16 protein-coding genes are annotated in these 14,810 nt (G+C 57.2%); 11 read left to right on the top strand and 5 right to left on the bottom strand.

Annotated elements, in window-relative coordinates; all coding sequences use genetic code 11:
• Window positions 1-8: 8 nt before the first annotated feature.
• From QZ498_RS00690 to secA, 4 genes are all read right to left on the bottom strand, one after another.
• The gene (locus QZ498_RS00690; RefSeq protein ID WP_294619200.1) at window positions 9-848 is read right to left on the bottom strand and encodes a BsaWI family type II restriction enzyme; all 840 of its coding nucleotides are present in this window, start codon (window positions 846-848) and stop codon (window positions 9-11) included.
• A complete protein-coding gene (locus QZ498_RS00685; protein WP_294619198.1) occupies window positions 793-1,989 on the bottom strand; it encodes a DNA cytosine methyltransferase in 1,197 nt (398 codons plus the stop codon). The genes QZ498_RS00690 and QZ498_RS00685 overlap by 56 nt, the downstream gene beginning before the upstream one ends.
• Window positions 1,990-2,142: 153 nt before the next feature.
• Entirely contained in the window at window positions 2,143-3,432 is a 1,290-nt protein-coding gene (locus QZ498_RS00680) for a site-specific integrase (protein ID WP_294619196.1), read from the bottom strand.
• Window positions 3,433-3,525: 93 nt separating this feature from the next.
• A complete protein-coding gene (gene secA / locus QZ498_RS00675; protein WP_294619194.1) occupies window positions 3,526-6,237 on the bottom strand; it encodes a preprotein translocase subunit SecA in 2,712 nt (903 codons plus the stop codon).
• Between the two features lie 128 nt (window positions 6,238-6,365).
• On the opposite strand from secA, the gene QZ498_RS00670 reads away from it, so the two are divergent.
• The 5 genes from QZ498_RS00670 (at window position 6,366) to QZ498_RS00650 (ending at window position 10,022) form a co-directional block, all read left to right on the top strand.
• Complete coding sequence (locus QZ498_RS00670; RefSeq protein WP_367117607.1) at window positions 6,366-7,286, top strand: peptidylprolyl isomerase; 921 nt, start codon at window positions 6,366-6,368, stop codon at window positions 7,284-7,286.
• Between the two features lie 3 nt (window positions 7,287-7,289).
• Window positions 7,290-8,519 carry a bifunctional glutamate N-acetyltransferase/amino-acid acetyltransferase ArgJ gene (gene argJ / locus QZ498_RS00665; protein ID WP_294619192.1) on the top strand — a complete coding sequence of 410 codons (1,230 nt, stop codon included), beginning with the start codon at window positions 7,290-7,292 and terminating at the stop codon, window positions 8,517-8,519.
• Complete coding sequence (gene mutT / locus QZ498_RS00660; protein ID WP_294619190.1) at window positions 8,516-8,914, top strand: 8-oxo-dGTP diphosphatase MutT; 399 nt, start codon at window positions 8,516-8,518, stop codon at window positions 8,912-8,914. The genes argJ and mutT overlap by 4 nt, the downstream gene beginning before the upstream one ends.
• Before the next feature lie 90 nt (window positions 8,915-9,004).
• Window positions 9,005-9,643 (top strand): DUF5671 domain-containing protein, encoded by a 639-nt coding sequence (locus tag QZ498_RS00655; protein ID WP_294619188.1) that lies wholly within the window; start codon window positions 9,005-9,007, stop codon window positions 9,641-9,643.
• Entirely contained in the window at window positions 9,633-10,022 is a 390-nt protein-coding gene (locus tag QZ498_RS00650) for a hypothetical protein (RefSeq protein ID WP_294619186.1), read from the top strand. The genes QZ498_RS00655 and QZ498_RS00650 overlap by 11 nt, the downstream gene beginning before the upstream one ends.
• A 1-nt stretch (window position 10,023) precedes the next feature.
• Here the strand turns inward: QZ498_RS00650 and QZ498_RS00645 are convergent, their stop codons facing one another.
• Window positions 10,024-10,764 carry an N-formylglutamate amidohydrolase gene (locus tag QZ498_RS00645; RefSeq protein WP_294619184.1) on the bottom strand — a complete coding sequence of 247 codons (741 nt, stop codon included), beginning with the start codon at window positions 10,762-10,764 and terminating at the stop codon, window positions 10,024-10,026.
• Between the two features lie 190 nt (window positions 10,765-10,954).
• On the opposite strand from QZ498_RS00645, the gene pyk reads away from it, so the two are divergent.
• The 6 genes from pyk to QZ498_RS00615 all read left to right on the top strand — a co-directional run bounded on the left by pyk (window position 10,955) and on the right by QZ498_RS00615 (window position 14,787).
• Window positions 10,955-12,400 (top strand): pyruvate kinase, encoded by a 1,446-nt coding sequence (pyk, locus tag QZ498_RS00640; RefSeq protein WP_294619182.1) that lies wholly within the window; start codon window positions 10,955-10,957, stop codon window positions 12,398-12,400.
• Between the two features lie 41 nt (window positions 12,401-12,441).
• The gene (locus QZ498_RS00635) at window positions 12,442-12,666 is read left to right on the top strand and encodes a hypothetical protein (protein WP_294619162.1); all 225 of its coding nucleotides are present in this window, start codon (window positions 12,442-12,444) and stop codon (window positions 12,664-12,666) included.
• Window positions 12,667-12,919: 253 nt separating this feature from the next.
• Window positions 12,920-13,120: a 50S ribosomal protein L35 gene (gene rpmI / locus QZ498_RS00630; RefSeq protein WP_073036992.1), complete on the top strand. Its 201-nt coding sequence runs from the start codon at window positions 12,920-12,922 to the stop codon at window positions 13,118-13,120.
• A gap of 19 nt (window positions 13,121-13,139) precedes the next feature.
• Window positions 13,140-13,505 (top strand): 50S ribosomal protein L20, encoded by a 366-nt coding sequence (gene rplT, locus QZ498_RS00625; RefSeq protein ID WP_294619160.1) that lies wholly within the window; start codon window positions 13,140-13,142, stop codon window positions 13,503-13,505.
• A gap of 200 nt (window positions 13,506-13,705) precedes the next feature.
• Window positions 13,706-13,867, top strand: coding sequence for a hypothetical protein (locus tag QZ498_RS00620; RefSeq protein WP_294619158.1), 162 nt, complete (start codon window positions 13,706-13,708; stop codon window positions 13,865-13,867).
• A gap of 35 nt (window positions 13,868-13,902) precedes the next feature.
• A complete protein-coding gene (locus QZ498_RS00615) occupies window positions 13,903-14,787 on the top strand; it encodes a fatty acid desaturase (RefSeq protein ID WP_294619156.1) in 885 nt (294 codons plus the stop codon).
• Window positions 14,788-14,810: the final 23 nt, after the last annotated feature.

Genomic DNA, 14,810 nt, shown 5'->3' with positions numbered 1-14,810 from the left:
CGACACACTTAAGGGCGCCAATCAGCATCTAGCCATTGACGCTCTGAATTGAAAGCTCGGTACGCTTTTTTAGAGTGTTCTATTAAAGGTTCCAATCCGTCTTCTAGCAGAAAAACTCTGTCAACATTCGAGCAGTTGCTAAAAGCGTACATGCCGTGCCAGCCATTATTCGGATAGTCGTTACTTCCACCGTTAACCATGTGCTCAAATTTTGGTAGCTTTAGAAAATGCCCATCAATAACCACAGCTATGGACCAAAAAAAAGAATTCATTGCTTGAGTACTTGGCTCGCGATCTCTTGTTACCCGATCCCGAATGCTGGTTTTACATTGAACGCATCCAAAAACTTCAAAGAGCTCTTCATTTGGTTCTTTTTGGGCGACAAACACATCGAAGACACTTGACGCATTCCAGCCATTTATTGAGGCAAGATCACGCTCCTTATTAAGAAGACACTGATTTTTGATTAAAGCGGAAATTTCTCTTTGTAGCAAAAATCGCATATTGGTATTGTGCAATTTTTCATTCATTACCGAACAAAAACTTTGCTCGAAAGCATGCCCACTAGATTTATTCCAGCTTTGACTGGCAGCTCGCACACCATCAATTACTTCAGGTTCAATGAGCGCTCCAGATTTTCTTTTTACATGAGCGCTGTCTATTGCGCGCCATATAAAGCTCGCATCCTTTACGCCAAATTCACCGACTGCAAGTTCAAAGCTTTTCGATATTGCGTGACGTTGTGCGTCTGTTTCAGATTCACCAGCACGCTCACACGCAGCAAACTCGCTATCATAAAGCTCCACACATCGAGCTATAATTTGCTCTTGGCGCTCCTCTTCCGGCATTAAGCAACTCCTTCAATTTGACAGCCCAAGAATAAGCCATCAGAGGAGGAACTGCATCACCAATTTGCTCGTATTTGTCTTGTGTTTCATAGACATGCGGGCAAATTTCGGGTCCACCAATAAAATCGTAAGAGTCTGGAAAGCTTTGCAGTCTCGCAGCTTCACGTACAGTTATTGCTCTGTTGAGTGTTGGATGAAGAAGTTCATCTATACAATGTGATGTAACCGTCGGGCTAACATCCGCGGGGTTTAAACGCCTATTACGTTGAATATACCACTTTTTAGGAAGAATCCGCTCACTTTGCAGTCTTTCAACTTCATGTTGCGGCAACCGATCAAAAAGGGATTTGAGCCCTTCACCCGTTTGAATCAGTTCGAATCGTTTGATGGTATGGGGGCGATGCTTAGGAGACTTTTGGTAAGTGCACTTGGAACCATTCGGCATATTCCAAAACTTATGGTTAGCCAATAATGAAAGATAATCGTTTGTAACTGGAAGAAATTCATCAGAAATGATTGGTCCAGCTGTGTCGACATGTGGCAAATTAGCAAAAGCTTCGCCAACCGTAACACGATTATTTGATGCATGCGGTGCGGTTAATTGAACGTTTTCTCTAGACGCCAATACAAAAAGTCGCTGTCGGCTTTGAGGGACACCATAGTCCTTGGCGTTCAATACGATTTCGATTTTGTTGTTATAGCCGTGTTCTTGCAAACTTTTACGCAATAAGTCGATAACAAGCTCTGAAGAGTCTTTTGCAACTTTTTTGTTCGCGAAGCCTGGCACATTCTCAAAAAGGATAAATTTTGAATTAACTGTATCAGCTATTCTAATAGCCTCTTCAAAAAGAGTTTGACGATGATCGTAGAAACTGCGGCTTGACGAGCCTGCAGTGCTGAAAGTTTCACACGGCATGCCCGCAGTAACAACATCAACGTCACCTTCGACATGCTGCCGAATCTCAGCATCACGGACATCTCTGATATCACCTTTTATCAAGGGGGTATTGGGATGGTTTGCAGAATATGTCTCTGCGCATGTGTCCACTTTCTCGATCGCTAGACAAGTTGAGATGCCAGCAGCATGAAATCCAGTGGCGACTCCGCCTACTCCAGCGAAACAATCAATATGTTTTAACATCTCTCTTCTCACCCGCTGAATATTGTGTTCAGCAACATTAGCATCTGCACAAGCGGTGTCAGTAAAATTCTGTTTAGCAGAGCATAAATTTCCTACGGATTATTAATTTATTTCTGGATTGGATCACTTGGTCCAAGCCTTGGCTTCCCGAGCCTAGCCACCCAATCGTGTGGCTAGCAACCTACTGGTTGCGTGCTTTCCGTAATAACTTTCAATAATTTGCACGCTGGTACCCATGTTTCTTGCAATGTCAAACACGTTTACCTTACCAGTCCTAAGCATCTGCACTGCGTAAAAATGCCTTAAACTGTATAGCGTGTACTTTTCACCGTCTGGATTGTAAGTAATGCCTTCGCGCTCAAGCACTTTGTTAAACTGATCTATAAGCGTGATGATTTTGTTCCCATCAGCCATTTTAAAAAGCCAATCACCACGATCAGCATTACGTCGATTATGCTGCTTTACATCATTTTTTGATGCTAATTCCCAGTTGTCAGCCCACTTCTTATTGCGTTCTAAAACCCTGTCTACATAGCGTTTTCCGTTGGAACGCAGCACGACAAAACGCTTGCCTGTTTTGCCGTCAACATTGAAGCCATATAACGTGCGTCCGTTATCATCTGTAATTTCCACCAAATCGCTTTCGCGCAAATTGTTAGCTTCACCTACGCGCATTCCACTGTTTGACAGTATCAGCACATAATCGCGCAATAGCTCGCGCGCATACCGCTTTTTTGCGTTGTTCTTCTCTTCATGTATCCAGCGCCGCAACCCTTTATAAAGCTTGCGATACTCGTCTAGTGTAAAAGCCGGACGCGTTTTATTACGACTGGCTTTGTAACGATATTTTGGCAGCGGTTTATTGCCTCGATAGCCCCGCTCATGGGCATATTTTAACAAAGTTAGCGCAAATGTCGTTTCCCATTCCAATGTCTTGTCGGCTGGGTTGAGCTTTGCATTTTTAGGCATTTCATGTGTAGGCATGCGTCTGTAGTAATCGCGCCGCCAGTTAACATAGTCGCGCAGCAAGGCGTCGTCGATTGTGTCGACTTGCTTTCCACCACAATATTCACGCCAAAATTTGCTCACACGCTTTATTTGCCGGAGCATATCAGCGCCTCTGTGTTGTTGATTTTGTTTGTTGCTTTGCTTGTGGGTGCCTCGCTCATATTGGCTTTGACGCATCGCAATGTATTCGTCGATTACATCGTTGAATCGCTTTTGCCGTGTTGGCAGCTTTTGCTCTTTGCGAAACTCTAGCTCGTAGTAAGCACGCACAGCTTTTTCACGTGCTTCGTCTAAGTTTCGTGTTTTTAGTGATTTGTAAATGTAGCGCCGATTGCCTGCGTATAAGCGCACTTGAAAGATGCTATTGCGCGTCCACAACAGCACCTTTCCATCCATTAGCTTTTCAGCATATTCAGGGTTTTCTTTGCCTAACAAATGCCTGACACCACAGCAAAAATCCTATTTTGCCTAACAAGTGTACAACACTTTTATTTGCAATTCAATCTGCTAAGTTCTTGATTTCATTGACTAAGCCAAACGCCCGTGGCAATGCTTGAATTTCTTGCCCGATCCGCAGGGGCAGGGCTCGTTCCGGCCGGGGTTGCCCCATGTCGAAGGATCGTTTTCATCGAAGCCTTGCGCAGCCGCTTCGCCGCCGGGTTCGGCCACCTTGCTGCCCGGGTGGCGGGCCTTGGCGGCTTCCTCCATCTGGGCGCGCTGTTCTTGCATCTGGGCCAACATGGCCTGTTGTTCTTCCTCGGTCATGGGCCGGATTTGCGACAGGCGTTGGGTCACGTCCTGGCGCAGGCTGTCCAGCATCGATTCGAACAGTTGGAAGGCCTCGTTCTTGTATTCGTTCAGCGGATCGCGCTGCGCGTATCCCCGGAAACCCACGACGCTGCGCAAATGCTCCAGCGTCAGAAGGTGCTCGCGCCATTTCTGATCTATCGTTTGCAGCAGGATCTGCTTTTCGATGGAGCGCATGTTGTCCGGGCCGAAGGCGACGGCCTTTTGCGCCATCATGTCATCGGCGGCGCTTTCAATACGGTCGGCGATGTCGTCGTCATCCACGCCTTCTTCCTCGGCCCACTCCTGAATCGGCAGATCCATGTTCATCTGTTCCATGATCGCCGCGTGCAGGCCCTCGGTATCCCACTGGTCGGCATAGGTCTTGGGGGGCATGTATTGTTCGACCAGATCGTCGATCACCTCGCCGCGCATGTCCTGCACGATTTCGGAAAGATCTTCGGCTTTCATGATGTCCAGACGCTGGGTGAAGATCACCTTGCGCTGCTCGTTCATCACGTCGTCGAACTTCAGAAGCTGCTTGCGGATGTCGAAGTTGCGCCCTTCCACCTTGGCCTGTGCGCGCTCAAGCGATTTATTCACCCAAGGATGAACGATCGCCTCGCCCTCTTTCATGCCCAGCGTGGACAGCACCTTTTCCAAGCGTTCCGAGCCGAAGATGCGCATCAGGTCATCATCCAGCGACAGGAAGAAGGCCGAGCGCCCCGGGTCGCCCTGACGGCCCGACCGGCCGCGCAGCTGGTTGTCGATGCGGCGGCTTTCGTGGCGTTCGGTGGCCAGAACGAACAGGCCCCCGGCCTCGATAACCGCCTGTTCATCGGCGGCGTGTTCGGCCTCGATCTTTTCGCGGATTGCCTCGGGGTCGCCCTCGGGGTCGGCCTCCAGCGCCTGCATGATCTTGAAATCGACGTTCCCGCCCAGTTTGATGTCGGTGCCGCGTCCGGCCATGTTGGTGGCGATGGTCACCGCGCCCAGCTTCCCGGCGTCGGCGACGATCTGCGCCTCCTGCTCATGCTGGCGGGCGTTCAACACGTTGTGCGTGATTTTCGCCTGCGTCAAAAGCTGGCTCAACACCTCAGACTTTTCAATCGAGGTGGTCCCCACAAGGATCGGCTGGCCCTTTTCATGCGCCTTGCGGATCGAGTCGACGATGGCGTCGAATTTCTCCTGCGCGGTGCGATAAACCGCGTCGTCTTCGTCAATTCGGGCGATGGGCTTGTTGGTGGGCACTTCGACCACGCCAAGGCCATAAATCTCGGCGAATTCCTCGGCTTCGGTCGAGGCAGTGCCGGTCATGCCCGACAGTTTTTCGTAAAGGCGGAAATAGTTCTGGAAGGTCACCTGCGCCAGCGTGACGTTCTCGGGCTTGATCTCGCAGCCTTCCTTGGCCTCGATGGCCTGATGCAGGCCTTCTGACAAACGCCGCCCGGCCATCATCCGGCCGGTGAATTCGTCGATCAGCATCACCTCGCCATCGCGGACGATGTAATCACGGTCCTTCAGGAACATCTTGTGCGCCCGAAGCCCTTGGTTGACGTGGTGCACGATGGTGGTGCTTTCGGGGTCGTAAAGCGACTGTCCCTCGTCCAGCAGACCCTTGGAATGCAAAAGCTCTTCAAGGAATTCGTTGCCCTCGTCGGTGAAGGTCACGGTCTTGGATTTTTCTTCGATGCTGTAATGCTCGTCGGTCAGTTCGGGAATCAGTGCGTCGATGGCGACATAGAGATCGCTGCGGTCCTGCGCCGGGCCGGAAATGATCAACGGGGTCCGTGCTTCGTCGATCAGGATGCTGTCCACCTCGTCGACGATAGCAAAATGGTGGCCGCGCTGACTCATTTCCTCAAGCGAGGATTTCATGTTGTCGCGCAGGTAATCAAAGCCCAGCTCGTTGTTGGTCGCATAGGTGATGTCGGCGGCATAGGCCTGCTGTTTTTCATCGTCGGGCTGCTGCGGATAAACCACCCCGGTGGTCATGCCCAAGGCGCCATAGACCTTGCTCATCCAGTCGGCGTCACGGCGGGCAAGGTAATCGTTGACCGTGACGATATGCACGCCCTTGCCGGTCAGGGCATTGAGGTAGGCGGGGAAGGTGGCGACAAGGGTTTTGCCCTCGCCAGTCTTCATTTCGGAAATATTGCCTTGGTGCAGGAAGATACCGCCCATCAACTGCACATCGAAGGCCCGCAGGCCCAAGGCGCGTCGCGCGCCCTCGCGGCAGTTGGCAAAGGCTTCGGGCAGGATGGAATCAAGGCTCTCGCCGTTCTCGACCCGCGCCTTGAATTCGGCGGTTTTTTCGATCAGCCCTTCATCGCTCAGGGCCTCGAATTCGGGTTCCAATGCGTTGATCTTGGCGACCAGAGGGCGTGTCGCCTTGATCTTGCGGTCATTCGCGGTGCCGAAGATCTTCTTGGCGACGGTTCCAATACCCAACATGTGCTATCCGTTCCGGTCTTTTGCTTGTGCGTGAAAGGCAATTGCTTGCCCCGTCTGTCCTGCCACCCTAGAACGGGCAGGGAATGGCGGCTTTGCCTTGGCTTCAAGGCGATGTAAGGGGCCGCCGAATGAGTGTCAACGTCACGCAAAGCCGCGTGGCGGTCAGCCTCGAACGCAAGGAAAGGTCTTTCATGCTTATCCGCACCCCGTTTTTCTCCGCAATGGCACTGGCCGCGGGCCTTCTGACAGCCGCGCCCGCCGCCGCACAGGACACCCCCGACCCCGAAACAGTGGTTGCCACTGTGAACGGTACCGATATCACGCTGGGCCATATGATTGCCCTGCGCTCGGGCCTGCCGCAACAATACGCACAATTGCCCCCCGAGGTGCTGTTCAACGGCATCCTTGAACAATTGGTTCAACAAACCCTTCTGATGCAGGATTTCGAAGGCGAGCTTTCGCGCCAGAGCGAACTGCTTATCGAAAACGAGCGGCGTGCCGTGGTCGCCGGCGAGGTCATCACCGAGGTGATGGGCGCCGATCCGGACGCCGAGGCCGTTCAGGCCGCCTATGACGAAAAATACGGCAACGCCGAAGACGAAACCGAATACAGCGCCGCGCATATCCTTGTCGAATCCGAGGACGAGGCCAAGGCCCTGATAGAAGAGCTTGAGGGCGGTGCGGACTTCGCAACGCTCGCGCAGGAAAACTCGGTCGGACCCTCGGGCGCCAATGGCGGCGATCTGGGTTGGTTCGGCGAGGGCACGATGGTCGAAGAATTTTTCAACGCGGTCACCGCGCTTGAGGCGGGCGAGGTCTCGGCGCCCGTGCAAACGCAATTCGGCTGGCATGTGATCAAGCTCAACGAAACCCGGATCAAGGACCAGCCCTCGCTTCAGGACGTGCGCGCCGAGTTGGAAGAGGAACTGCGCCAGGCCGCCTTCGAGGATTACGTCAAGACACTCGAAGCGCGCGGCGACGTGGACCGCGCCGATACCTCGGGCATTGATCCTGCCGCCATCAACGACATGACCCTTTTGGAGGATTGATCCATGGGTGCCACGCCGCCGCGTTCCCCCTTGGCCCCTGCGGCCTTTCCGGTATTGCCCGAGGTCGGCGGCGTCAGGCTTGCCACCATCGAGGCCGGTGTTCGTTACGAAGGCCGTACCGATGTGATGCTGGCGCGGCTGGCACCGGGAAGCGTGATGGCAGGGGCCTTTACCCGCTCGGCCACTCGCTCGGCCAATGTGCTGGATTGTCAGGCCAAGATCGGCGGGCAATCGGATGAGGGCGCGGCGATCATCGTCAATTCGGGCAACTCGAATGCCTTCACCGGCAAGGCGGGCGAAGGCTCGGTCGCGGCAATCTGCGAGGCTGTGGCAAAAGCCACGGGCCTGCCTGCGTCGCGCGTGTTCACTTCCTCCACCGGGGTGATTGGCGAGCGTCTGCCGCATGACAAGATCACCGAGAAGGTCGAGGATTTGACCGCAGCGCTCGGCACCGCCACGATGGAGGATGCCGCCCGCGCCATCATGACGACCGATACCTTCCCCAAGGGCGCAGGCACCACCGTGCATATCGACGGGCAACCCGTCCATATCGCCGGTATCGCCAAGGGATCGGGCATGATCGCGCCGGATATGGCCACCATGCTGGTCTATATCTTCACCGATGCCGCGATTGATCAGCCGACCCTGCAAACCATGGTCTCGGCCCTGAATGACAAGACCTTCAACTGCATCACGGTTGATAGCGATACCTCCACCTCCGACACGCTTCTGGTGGGGGCGACCGGGGCCTCGGGTATCCGGGTGACCGACACCAGCGTCGGGTTCATGGAAGGGCTGCGCAGCGTGATGTTGGACCTCGCGCACCAAGTGGTGCGCGACGGCGAAGGGGCGACAAAGTTCGTCGAGGTTTCGGTTACCGGTGCCGCCAGCGATGAAGATGCCCGCACCCATGCGCTTGCCATCGCCAACTCGCCGCTCGTGAAAACCGCCATCGCCGGTGAAGACCCCAACTGGGGCCGGGTGGTCATGGCTGTCGGCAAATCCGGCGCCAAGGCCGACCGCGATACCCTGTCGATCTGGTTCGGGAATACATTGGTCGCCAAGGACGGCTGGGTCAGCCCGGACTACAGCGAGGACGAGGCCGCCGCCTACATGAAAAACCAAGAACTGGTGATCCATGTGGACCTTGGTCTTGGCGGCGGCACTGCGCATGTCTGGACCTGCGATCTGACCCATGGGTATATCGAGATCAACGCGGATTACCGGTCATGAAAACCGTTCTTGTCTCGGCTGTGGCCTTGATTGACGTCGAGGGCCGCATCCTTCTGACCCAACGCCCCGAAGGCAAATCCATGGCGGGCTTGTGGGAGTTTCCGGGCGGCAAGGTCGAACCCGGCGAAACCCCCGAGCACGCCCTCATTCGGGAGTTGCAGGAAGAGTTGGGCATCGACACATGGGAAAGCTGTCTTGCCCCTTTGACCTTCGCCAGCCACTCCTACGAGGATTTTCACCTGCTCATGCCGCTCTATGCCTGCCGCAAGTGGCAGGGCTTCCCGCAAGGCCGCGAGGGGCAAACCCTCAAGTGGGCGCGGGTGAACGAACTGCGCAACTACCCCATGCCGCCAGCGGATATCCCACTCATCCCGATCCTGCGCGACTGGCTGTGATCTGCGGCAAACCCTGACTTGACCGCTGTCATGGCGTGCCGTCCGGTATTCGTGTGATCTGTTACAGCCAGATGGCCGGAAAGGGGATCCATGAAGAACTCCGATCAAATCGCCGCCTTCGTGCATGAGGCGCTGAACGCGGGCCGCTCGCGCACCGAGATTCAGCAAGCCCTGCATCAGGCCGGTTGGACCAACAGCGAAATCGACACCGGCCTCAGGGCATGGGACGATACCGCCTTCCTGCCGCCGGTGCCGCGCCCCCGCCCCTTTGTTTCTGCGCGCGAGGCGTTTCTCTATGGCCTGATTTTCATCGCGCTGGGCATGACCGCGTGGCATCTGGTGATGCTGGGAATCCACCTGATCGACTATGCATGGCCCGACCCGGATGGAGCGGGCGGCGGGGTCTATCGCCTGTCCTCCATTCGTTGGTCCATGGCGACGCTTATCGTCTTTTTCCCGCTTTTTGCATGGCTCAACCGCCGGGCGGAACGTGCGACCATGGCCGACAAGGGCGCGCGCCGCTCGGTGGTGCGCAAATGGGTGGGCTATATCGTTCTGTTCCTCGCCGCGCTGTCGCTTCTGGGAACCCTCGTTTTCGTGCTTTTCACCTTTCTGGACGGCGAGGCAACGCTTCAATTCCTCGCCAAGTCCGCCGTCGTCGCGGCGGTGTCAGGCGTGATCTTCCTTTATTACCGGGCGCAACTGGCGGAGGATGACGATGGCGAATAAGGCGCTTCCCCAATTCCTGCTTGGCGCCGGTGTCGTGGCGGCCTTGGCTGCCGGGTTCTGGCTTATCGGCGGGCCCGAGGCCGCCCGCATGGAAAACCGCGATCAAAAGCGGATGTCCGACCTGCACAGCCTTCAGGCTCATGTGACCTGCCTTGCCAGAACCAAGGGCAACACCTTGCCGCAGGTTTTGGACGAGACCCGGGATTGCCCCGCGCCGCAACTGACGGACCGTTTCACCGATGCCCCCTATCGCTATGCGCGCCTGTCCGATACGGCCTATGAAATATGCGCCCAGTTCGAGTTATCCGACCGGCTGCATACCTCGCCGAGGTTCGATGCCGAAAGTGGCTGCTTGCACGGCACATACACAGCGGATTGACTTAAACTCCTGCGCGGTCCGCCGCCTCTTCCAGAAGCGGGGCCAGCCTTTCGGCCCATGCTGCTTGGTCCGCCTCCGCCCTGATCAGGTCATTGCGCAATTCTATCAGGACATTGGGCCGCTGATAGGCAATCGCATGACGCGCGATGGCGTCACCCGGAAGGTGCCCGCCATAGGGCTGGTTTTCCCCGATGCACAGGTCATGCTCCTGATGCAACCGGTTGATCAAGGGTCGGCTCAACCGCTCGTCGGCGGCATACAGAACCCCCACATGCCAAGGCCGGGGCGGGCGGCCTTGCAACTGCGGTGTAAAGCTGTGGATCGAGACAATGATCGTATCGTCGCGCCGCGCGGCCAATTCGGCCAAGGCCGTGTGATAAGGCCGGTAACAGCGGTTCAGCCGCAACTCCAGTTCCTCGGCCCCGGCATGCCGGTTGGCCGGGATGATCGTCCCGTCATAGAGCTTCATCAAAAGCGTCGGGTCATCTTCGCCGCGGTTCGGGTCAATCACGAGCCGCGAGAAATTCGTCTCGATCACCGGCGCATCCAAGGCCGCGCCCAAGCCCCGCGCCAAGCCCTTGGCGCCCACGTCATAGGCGATATGCCGGGTCATATCGGCCTCGGACAACCCAAGGCTTCCGCCGCCCACGAAGGGCGGCACGGTATTGGCCGCGTGGTCACAGGTAATCAGCCAACGCGCGGGGCGGTCGGCCCCTTCGATGAAAAACGGGGTGTACGTCATGTGCCTGTCATGTCCTTTGCGCAGGGTTTATGACAGTTGCATGGGGATGTGAAATGCGTAATAAGGACTTTGAAGTGTGTTAGCGCTAACGGACAGGGTGTTCCCCCGCCTTTCCCTTATGCGCCATTGACAGTCACCGCCCGGCGCGTGACACCGCAAAGACAACAAGACGACAAGGACACCCTACCGCATGAGACGCCACCGCAACGTCAAGATCGTGGCCACGCTTGGCCCCGCGTCCTCCGATTACGAGACCATCCGCGCGCTGCACGAGGCCGGGGCAGATGTTTTTCGTCTGAACATGAGCCACGGCATCCATGACGAGATTGCCGAGAAACACCGCATCATCCGGCAGGTCGAGGAAGACCTGAAAAGCCCCATTGCAATTCTTGCCGACCTGCAAGGCCCCAAGCTGCGCGTTGGCACCTTTGCCAATGGCGAAGAAGAGCTTGAGGAAGGGGCGTCGTTCCGTCTTGATCTTGATGAGGCCGAAGGCGACGCCACCCGCGTTTGCCTGCCCCATCCCGAGATTTTCGAGGCGCTTGAAGTGGGGGCGAGCCTGCTGGTCAATGACGGCAAGATTCGCCTGCGCGTCACCGACTGCGGCAAGGATTTCGCCCAGACCGAAGTCGTCACCGGCGGTACAATCTCCAACCGCAAGGGCGTCAACGTGCCGGATGTCGTGCTTCCGGTGGCTGCCCTGTCCGAAAAGGACCGCAAGGATCTTGAATTCGTCTGTGACCTCGGTATCGACTGGCTCGCGCTCAGCTTCGTACAACGCGCAGAAGACGTGACCGAGGCCCGCGACCTGGCCAAGGGCCGCGCCGCGATCCTGTCCAAGATCGAAAAGCCCGCCGCGGTGGCCCGCTTCGATGCGATTCTCGACGCCTCCGACGGTATCATGGTGGCCCGCGGTGATCTGGGCGTGGAACTGCCCGTGCAGAACGTGCCGCCGATCCAGAAACGTCTTGTGCGCAAGTGCCGGTCGATGGCCAAGCCGGTGATCGTCGCCACCCAGATGCTCGAATCGATGATCGAGTCGCCCATGCCCACCCGGGCCGAGGTCTCGGACGTGGCCACCGCCATCTACGAAGGCTCCGATGCCATCATGCTGTCGGCGGAATCGGCGGCGGGCGACTATCCGGTCGAAGCCGTGACCACGATGGACAACGTCGCCCGCGAGGTCGAGGACGACCCGACCTATCGCGAGGTGATCGAAGCCTCGCGCCGGGCCGAGCGTACAACCGTGGCCGACGGGATCGTCGCCGCCGCTCGTGAAATTGCGGAAACCACCGACATCAAGGCGATCTGCTGTTTCACCCAATCGGGCACCACCGCGCTTCTGACAGCGCGCGAACGCCCCCGCGTGCCGATCATCGCCATGACCAACATGCGTGGTACCGCGCGGCGTCTGGCCCTGACATGGGGCGTGAACTGCGTGATGACAGGCGAGCTTGAACGCTTCAAACAAGCGGTGCTCAGCGCCGCGCGCGCCGCCCGCGAACACGGTTACGCCGAAGCGCTGGATCAGATCGTCGTCACCGCCGGTGTCCCGTTCAACGTGCCGGGCACCACGAACATCCTGCGTGTGGCGCCCTGTCAGGAAAGTTTGATTTATTCGACCGAACCGGGGTAACCTCGGGTAATCCTCTTTTGAGAGGTTACCGGAGGTTTACAATGGATCCCGATCTGGCCTTCATCATTGGCATCATCCTGACGGTGTTTTCCATTCCCTCGATCATGTCCGCGATTACCGAAGGTCGCGCCCCGCGCGTCGCCGCCTTCGCGATTATCGCGGGTGGCGCATTGATGGTCTGGTCCATCAGCGAAAAACCGGGTGGCTACCCGATCGAGGATATCCCCGACACCTTCGTGCGCGTGGTGGCGAAGTATCTGACGTGAAGGCGCAGCATTCCGCAGCCGGTTGCGCAGGGCGTCAGGAGTGCTGATTTCGTCGCGGCGGGCTGTTGCCGCGGGATCAGATAGGTGGCAATGACAGGATTGTACCATCGTCAGCACGCCCCCCGTGCGCGCCTCCGATTTTCCCTTGCCATCAGACCAAAGCGGGCGTATATGGCCCCCCTGTCCGCGGGACCGGCCTAAGTGGCATGCCGAGTCGCGCATAATGACCGACCCGAAGGAAAAGGAGCCGGAAATGCCCAAGATGAAGACGAAGTCGAGCTGCAAAAAGCGGTTCAAGGTCACGGCCAATGGCAAAATCAAAACCGGCCAAGCCGGTAAGCGCCACGGCATGATCAAACGTACCAACAAGTTCATCCGCGATGCCCGTGGCACCACGGTCATGTCCGAGGCAGACGCCAAGATCGTCCGCCCGATGATGCCCTATTCCCGCTAAGGCCAAGGAGAACTGACATATGGCACGCGTTAAAGGTGGGACAGTAACCCACGCCCGTCACAAGAAAATCACCAAGGCCGCCAAAGGCTACTATGGCCGCCGCAAGAACACCTTCAAGGTGGCCACTCAGGCCGTCGACAAGGCCAACCAGTACGCCACACGCGACCGCAAGAACCGCAAGCGCAATTTCCGCGCGCTGTGGATTCAGCGGATCAACGCCGCTGTGCGCGCACATGACGAAGCACTGACTTACTCGCGCTTCATCAATGGCCTCAACCTGGCCGGCATCGAAGTGGACCGTAAGGTTCTGGCCGATCTCGCCGTGCGCGAACCGGCCGCTTTCGGCGCCATCGTCGATCAGGCAAAAAGCGCCCTGGCCCAATAAGCCAGTCGCACGAGGGACAACAAAAAGCGCCGTCGGGACAAACCCGGCGGCGTTTTTCGTTGTGCGGTTCATGGCCGGATTGTGGCGGCAATCGCTACGGAAATCACCTTTCGGCCCTAATGCCTCCCGAATCGCCTGCCATCTTCTGCATCAAGGCCAGAAGGCCGAAGAGATGCAGAAGCAGAGCGAAGGAACGCATCATGCCCTTTGACGCAAGCCACGAGCAGCCCCCCTTTCTGAGTGAGAAGGCCCGCCGCCTTCTGGAGGCCCACGACCGTGAAGTTGGTCGCAATAAGGGTGAAAAGGCCTCGAAAGTCGAATTCGCGCGCCGCGATCACGCGCCCTACTCAGAAGTCGCGTGACACGATCCTCGGCGGCGGCCTAAACTGCCGCCACCATGGATCACAAAGCCCTTATAGCCACCCTTCCAAAAGATGAGTTGGCACGGCTCAATGCCTTGTCTGATGCCCCCGGCCTGCGTCACCTCGCGGGTCATTTGGCGTTAATCGTGGGCTTTGGTCTCTGGATCGCCCAAGGCTGGCCGCTCTGGCAACTGGCGCTTGTCGGGCAGGGCATCTCGATCTGCTTTCTCTTCACGCTGGAACATGAAGCAACCCATAAAAGCCCCTTCGCCACGCCGTGGCTCAATGAATGGGCGGGCCGCATCACCGGTTTCCTGATCCTCAATCCGTTCGAATGGTTCCGCTATTTCCACCTCGCCCACCACCGCCACACCAATATCCCCGACAAAGACCCCGAACTGCTCTCGGGGGCCAAGCCCGAAACATGGCCCGCTTACCTCATTCACATCAGCGGGGTGCCCTATTGGTGGGGCATGGCGCGGCAAACCATCGGCAATGCGCTGGGCCGCGACCCCGGCGAATACGTGCCCGCGCGCGCCCACACCCGTATCCGCCAAGAGGCCCGTATCATGCTGGCAGGCTACGCCCTTTGCGCCCTCAGCATCACGGTCACACCGCTGCTGTTCTGGGTCTGGCTCCTGCCCTGCCTCATCGGCCAACCCTTCCTGCGCCTCTACCTACTTGCTGAACATGGTCGCTGCGCCTTTGTCGCCAATATGCTGGAAAACACCCGCACCACTTTCACCAACCGCGCGGTGCGCTTTCTGGCGTGGAACATGCCCTACCATGTCGAACACCACAGCCTGCCACAGGTGCCCTTTCACCAGCTTCCCGCGCTGCATGAGCACATGAAAGGCCAGCACCGCGTCACCGCCCACGGCTACGCCCGCTTCACCGCCGAATATGTCCGCGACCTCTAGCCCCAAGCACCTTGTCTCACGCG

It is taken from the genome of uncultured Roseovarius sp. (assembly GCF_913057115.1).
In the GTDB taxonomy this organism is placed as follows: Bacteria; Pseudomonadota; Alphaproteobacteria; order Rhodobacterales; family Rhodobacteraceae; genus Roseovarius.
Note: the sequence above shows the minus strand (reverse complement) of the source record. Positions and strands in the feature narration are given on the sequence as shown.

Bases quoted from the DNA above. Each gene is read 5' to 3' on its own strand.
- QZ498_RS00690 (WP_294619200.1), bottom strand. From the start codon at position 848: ATGCCGGAAGAGGAGCGCCAAGAGCAAATTATAGCTCGATGTGTGGAG.
- QZ498_RS00685 (WP_294619198.1), bottom strand. From the start codon at position 1,989: ATGTTAAAACATATTGATTGTTTCGCTGGAGTAGGCGGAGTCGCCACT.
- secA (WP_294619194.1), bottom strand. From the start codon at position 6,237: ATGTTGGGTATTGGAACCGTCGCCAAGAAGATCTTCGGCACCGCGAAT.
- QZ498_RS00670 (WP_367117607.1), top strand. From the start codon at position 6,366: ATGAGTGTCAACGTCACGCAAAGCCGCGTGGCGGTCAGCCTCGAACGC.
- argJ (WP_294619192.1), top strand. From the start codon at position 7,290: ATGGGTGCCACGCCGCCGCGTTCCCCCTTGGCCCCTGCGGCCTTTCCG.
- mutT (WP_294619190.1), top strand. From the start codon at position 8,516: ATGAAAACCGTTCTTGTCTCGGCTGTGGCCTTGATTGACGTCGAGGGC.
- QZ498_RS00655 (WP_294619188.1), top strand. From the start codon at position 9,005: ATGAAGAACTCCGATCAAATCGCCGCCTTCGTGCATGAGGCGCTGAAC.
- QZ498_RS00650 (WP_294619186.1), top strand. From the start codon at position 9,633: ATGGCGAATAAGGCGCTTCCCCAATTCCTGCTTGGCGCCGGTGTCGTG.
- QZ498_RS00645 (WP_294619184.1), bottom strand. From the start codon at position 10,764: ATGACGTACACCCCGTTTTTCATCGAAGGGGCCGACCGCCCCGCGCGT.
- pyk (WP_294619182.1), top strand. From the start codon at position 10,955: ATGAGACGCCACCGCAACGTCAAGATCGTGGCCACGCTTGGCCCCGCG.
- QZ498_RS00635 (WP_294619162.1), top strand. From the start codon at position 12,442: ATGGATCCCGATCTGGCCTTCATCATTGGCATCATCCTGACGGTGTTT.
- rpmI (WP_073036992.1), top strand. From the start codon at position 12,920: ATGCCCAAGATGAAGACGAAGTCGAGCTGCAAAAAGCGGTTCAAGGTC.
- rplT (WP_294619160.1), top strand. From the start codon at position 13,140: ATGGCACGCGTTAAAGGTGGGACAGTAACCCACGCCCGTCACAAGAAA.
- QZ498_RS00620 (WP_294619158.1), top strand. From the start codon at position 13,706: ATGCCCTTTGACGCAAGCCACGAGCAGCCCCCCTTTCTGAGTGAGAAG.
- QZ498_RS00615 (WP_294619156.1), top strand. From the start codon at position 13,903: ATGGATCACAAAGCCCTTATAGCCACCCTTCCAAAAGATGAGTTGGCA.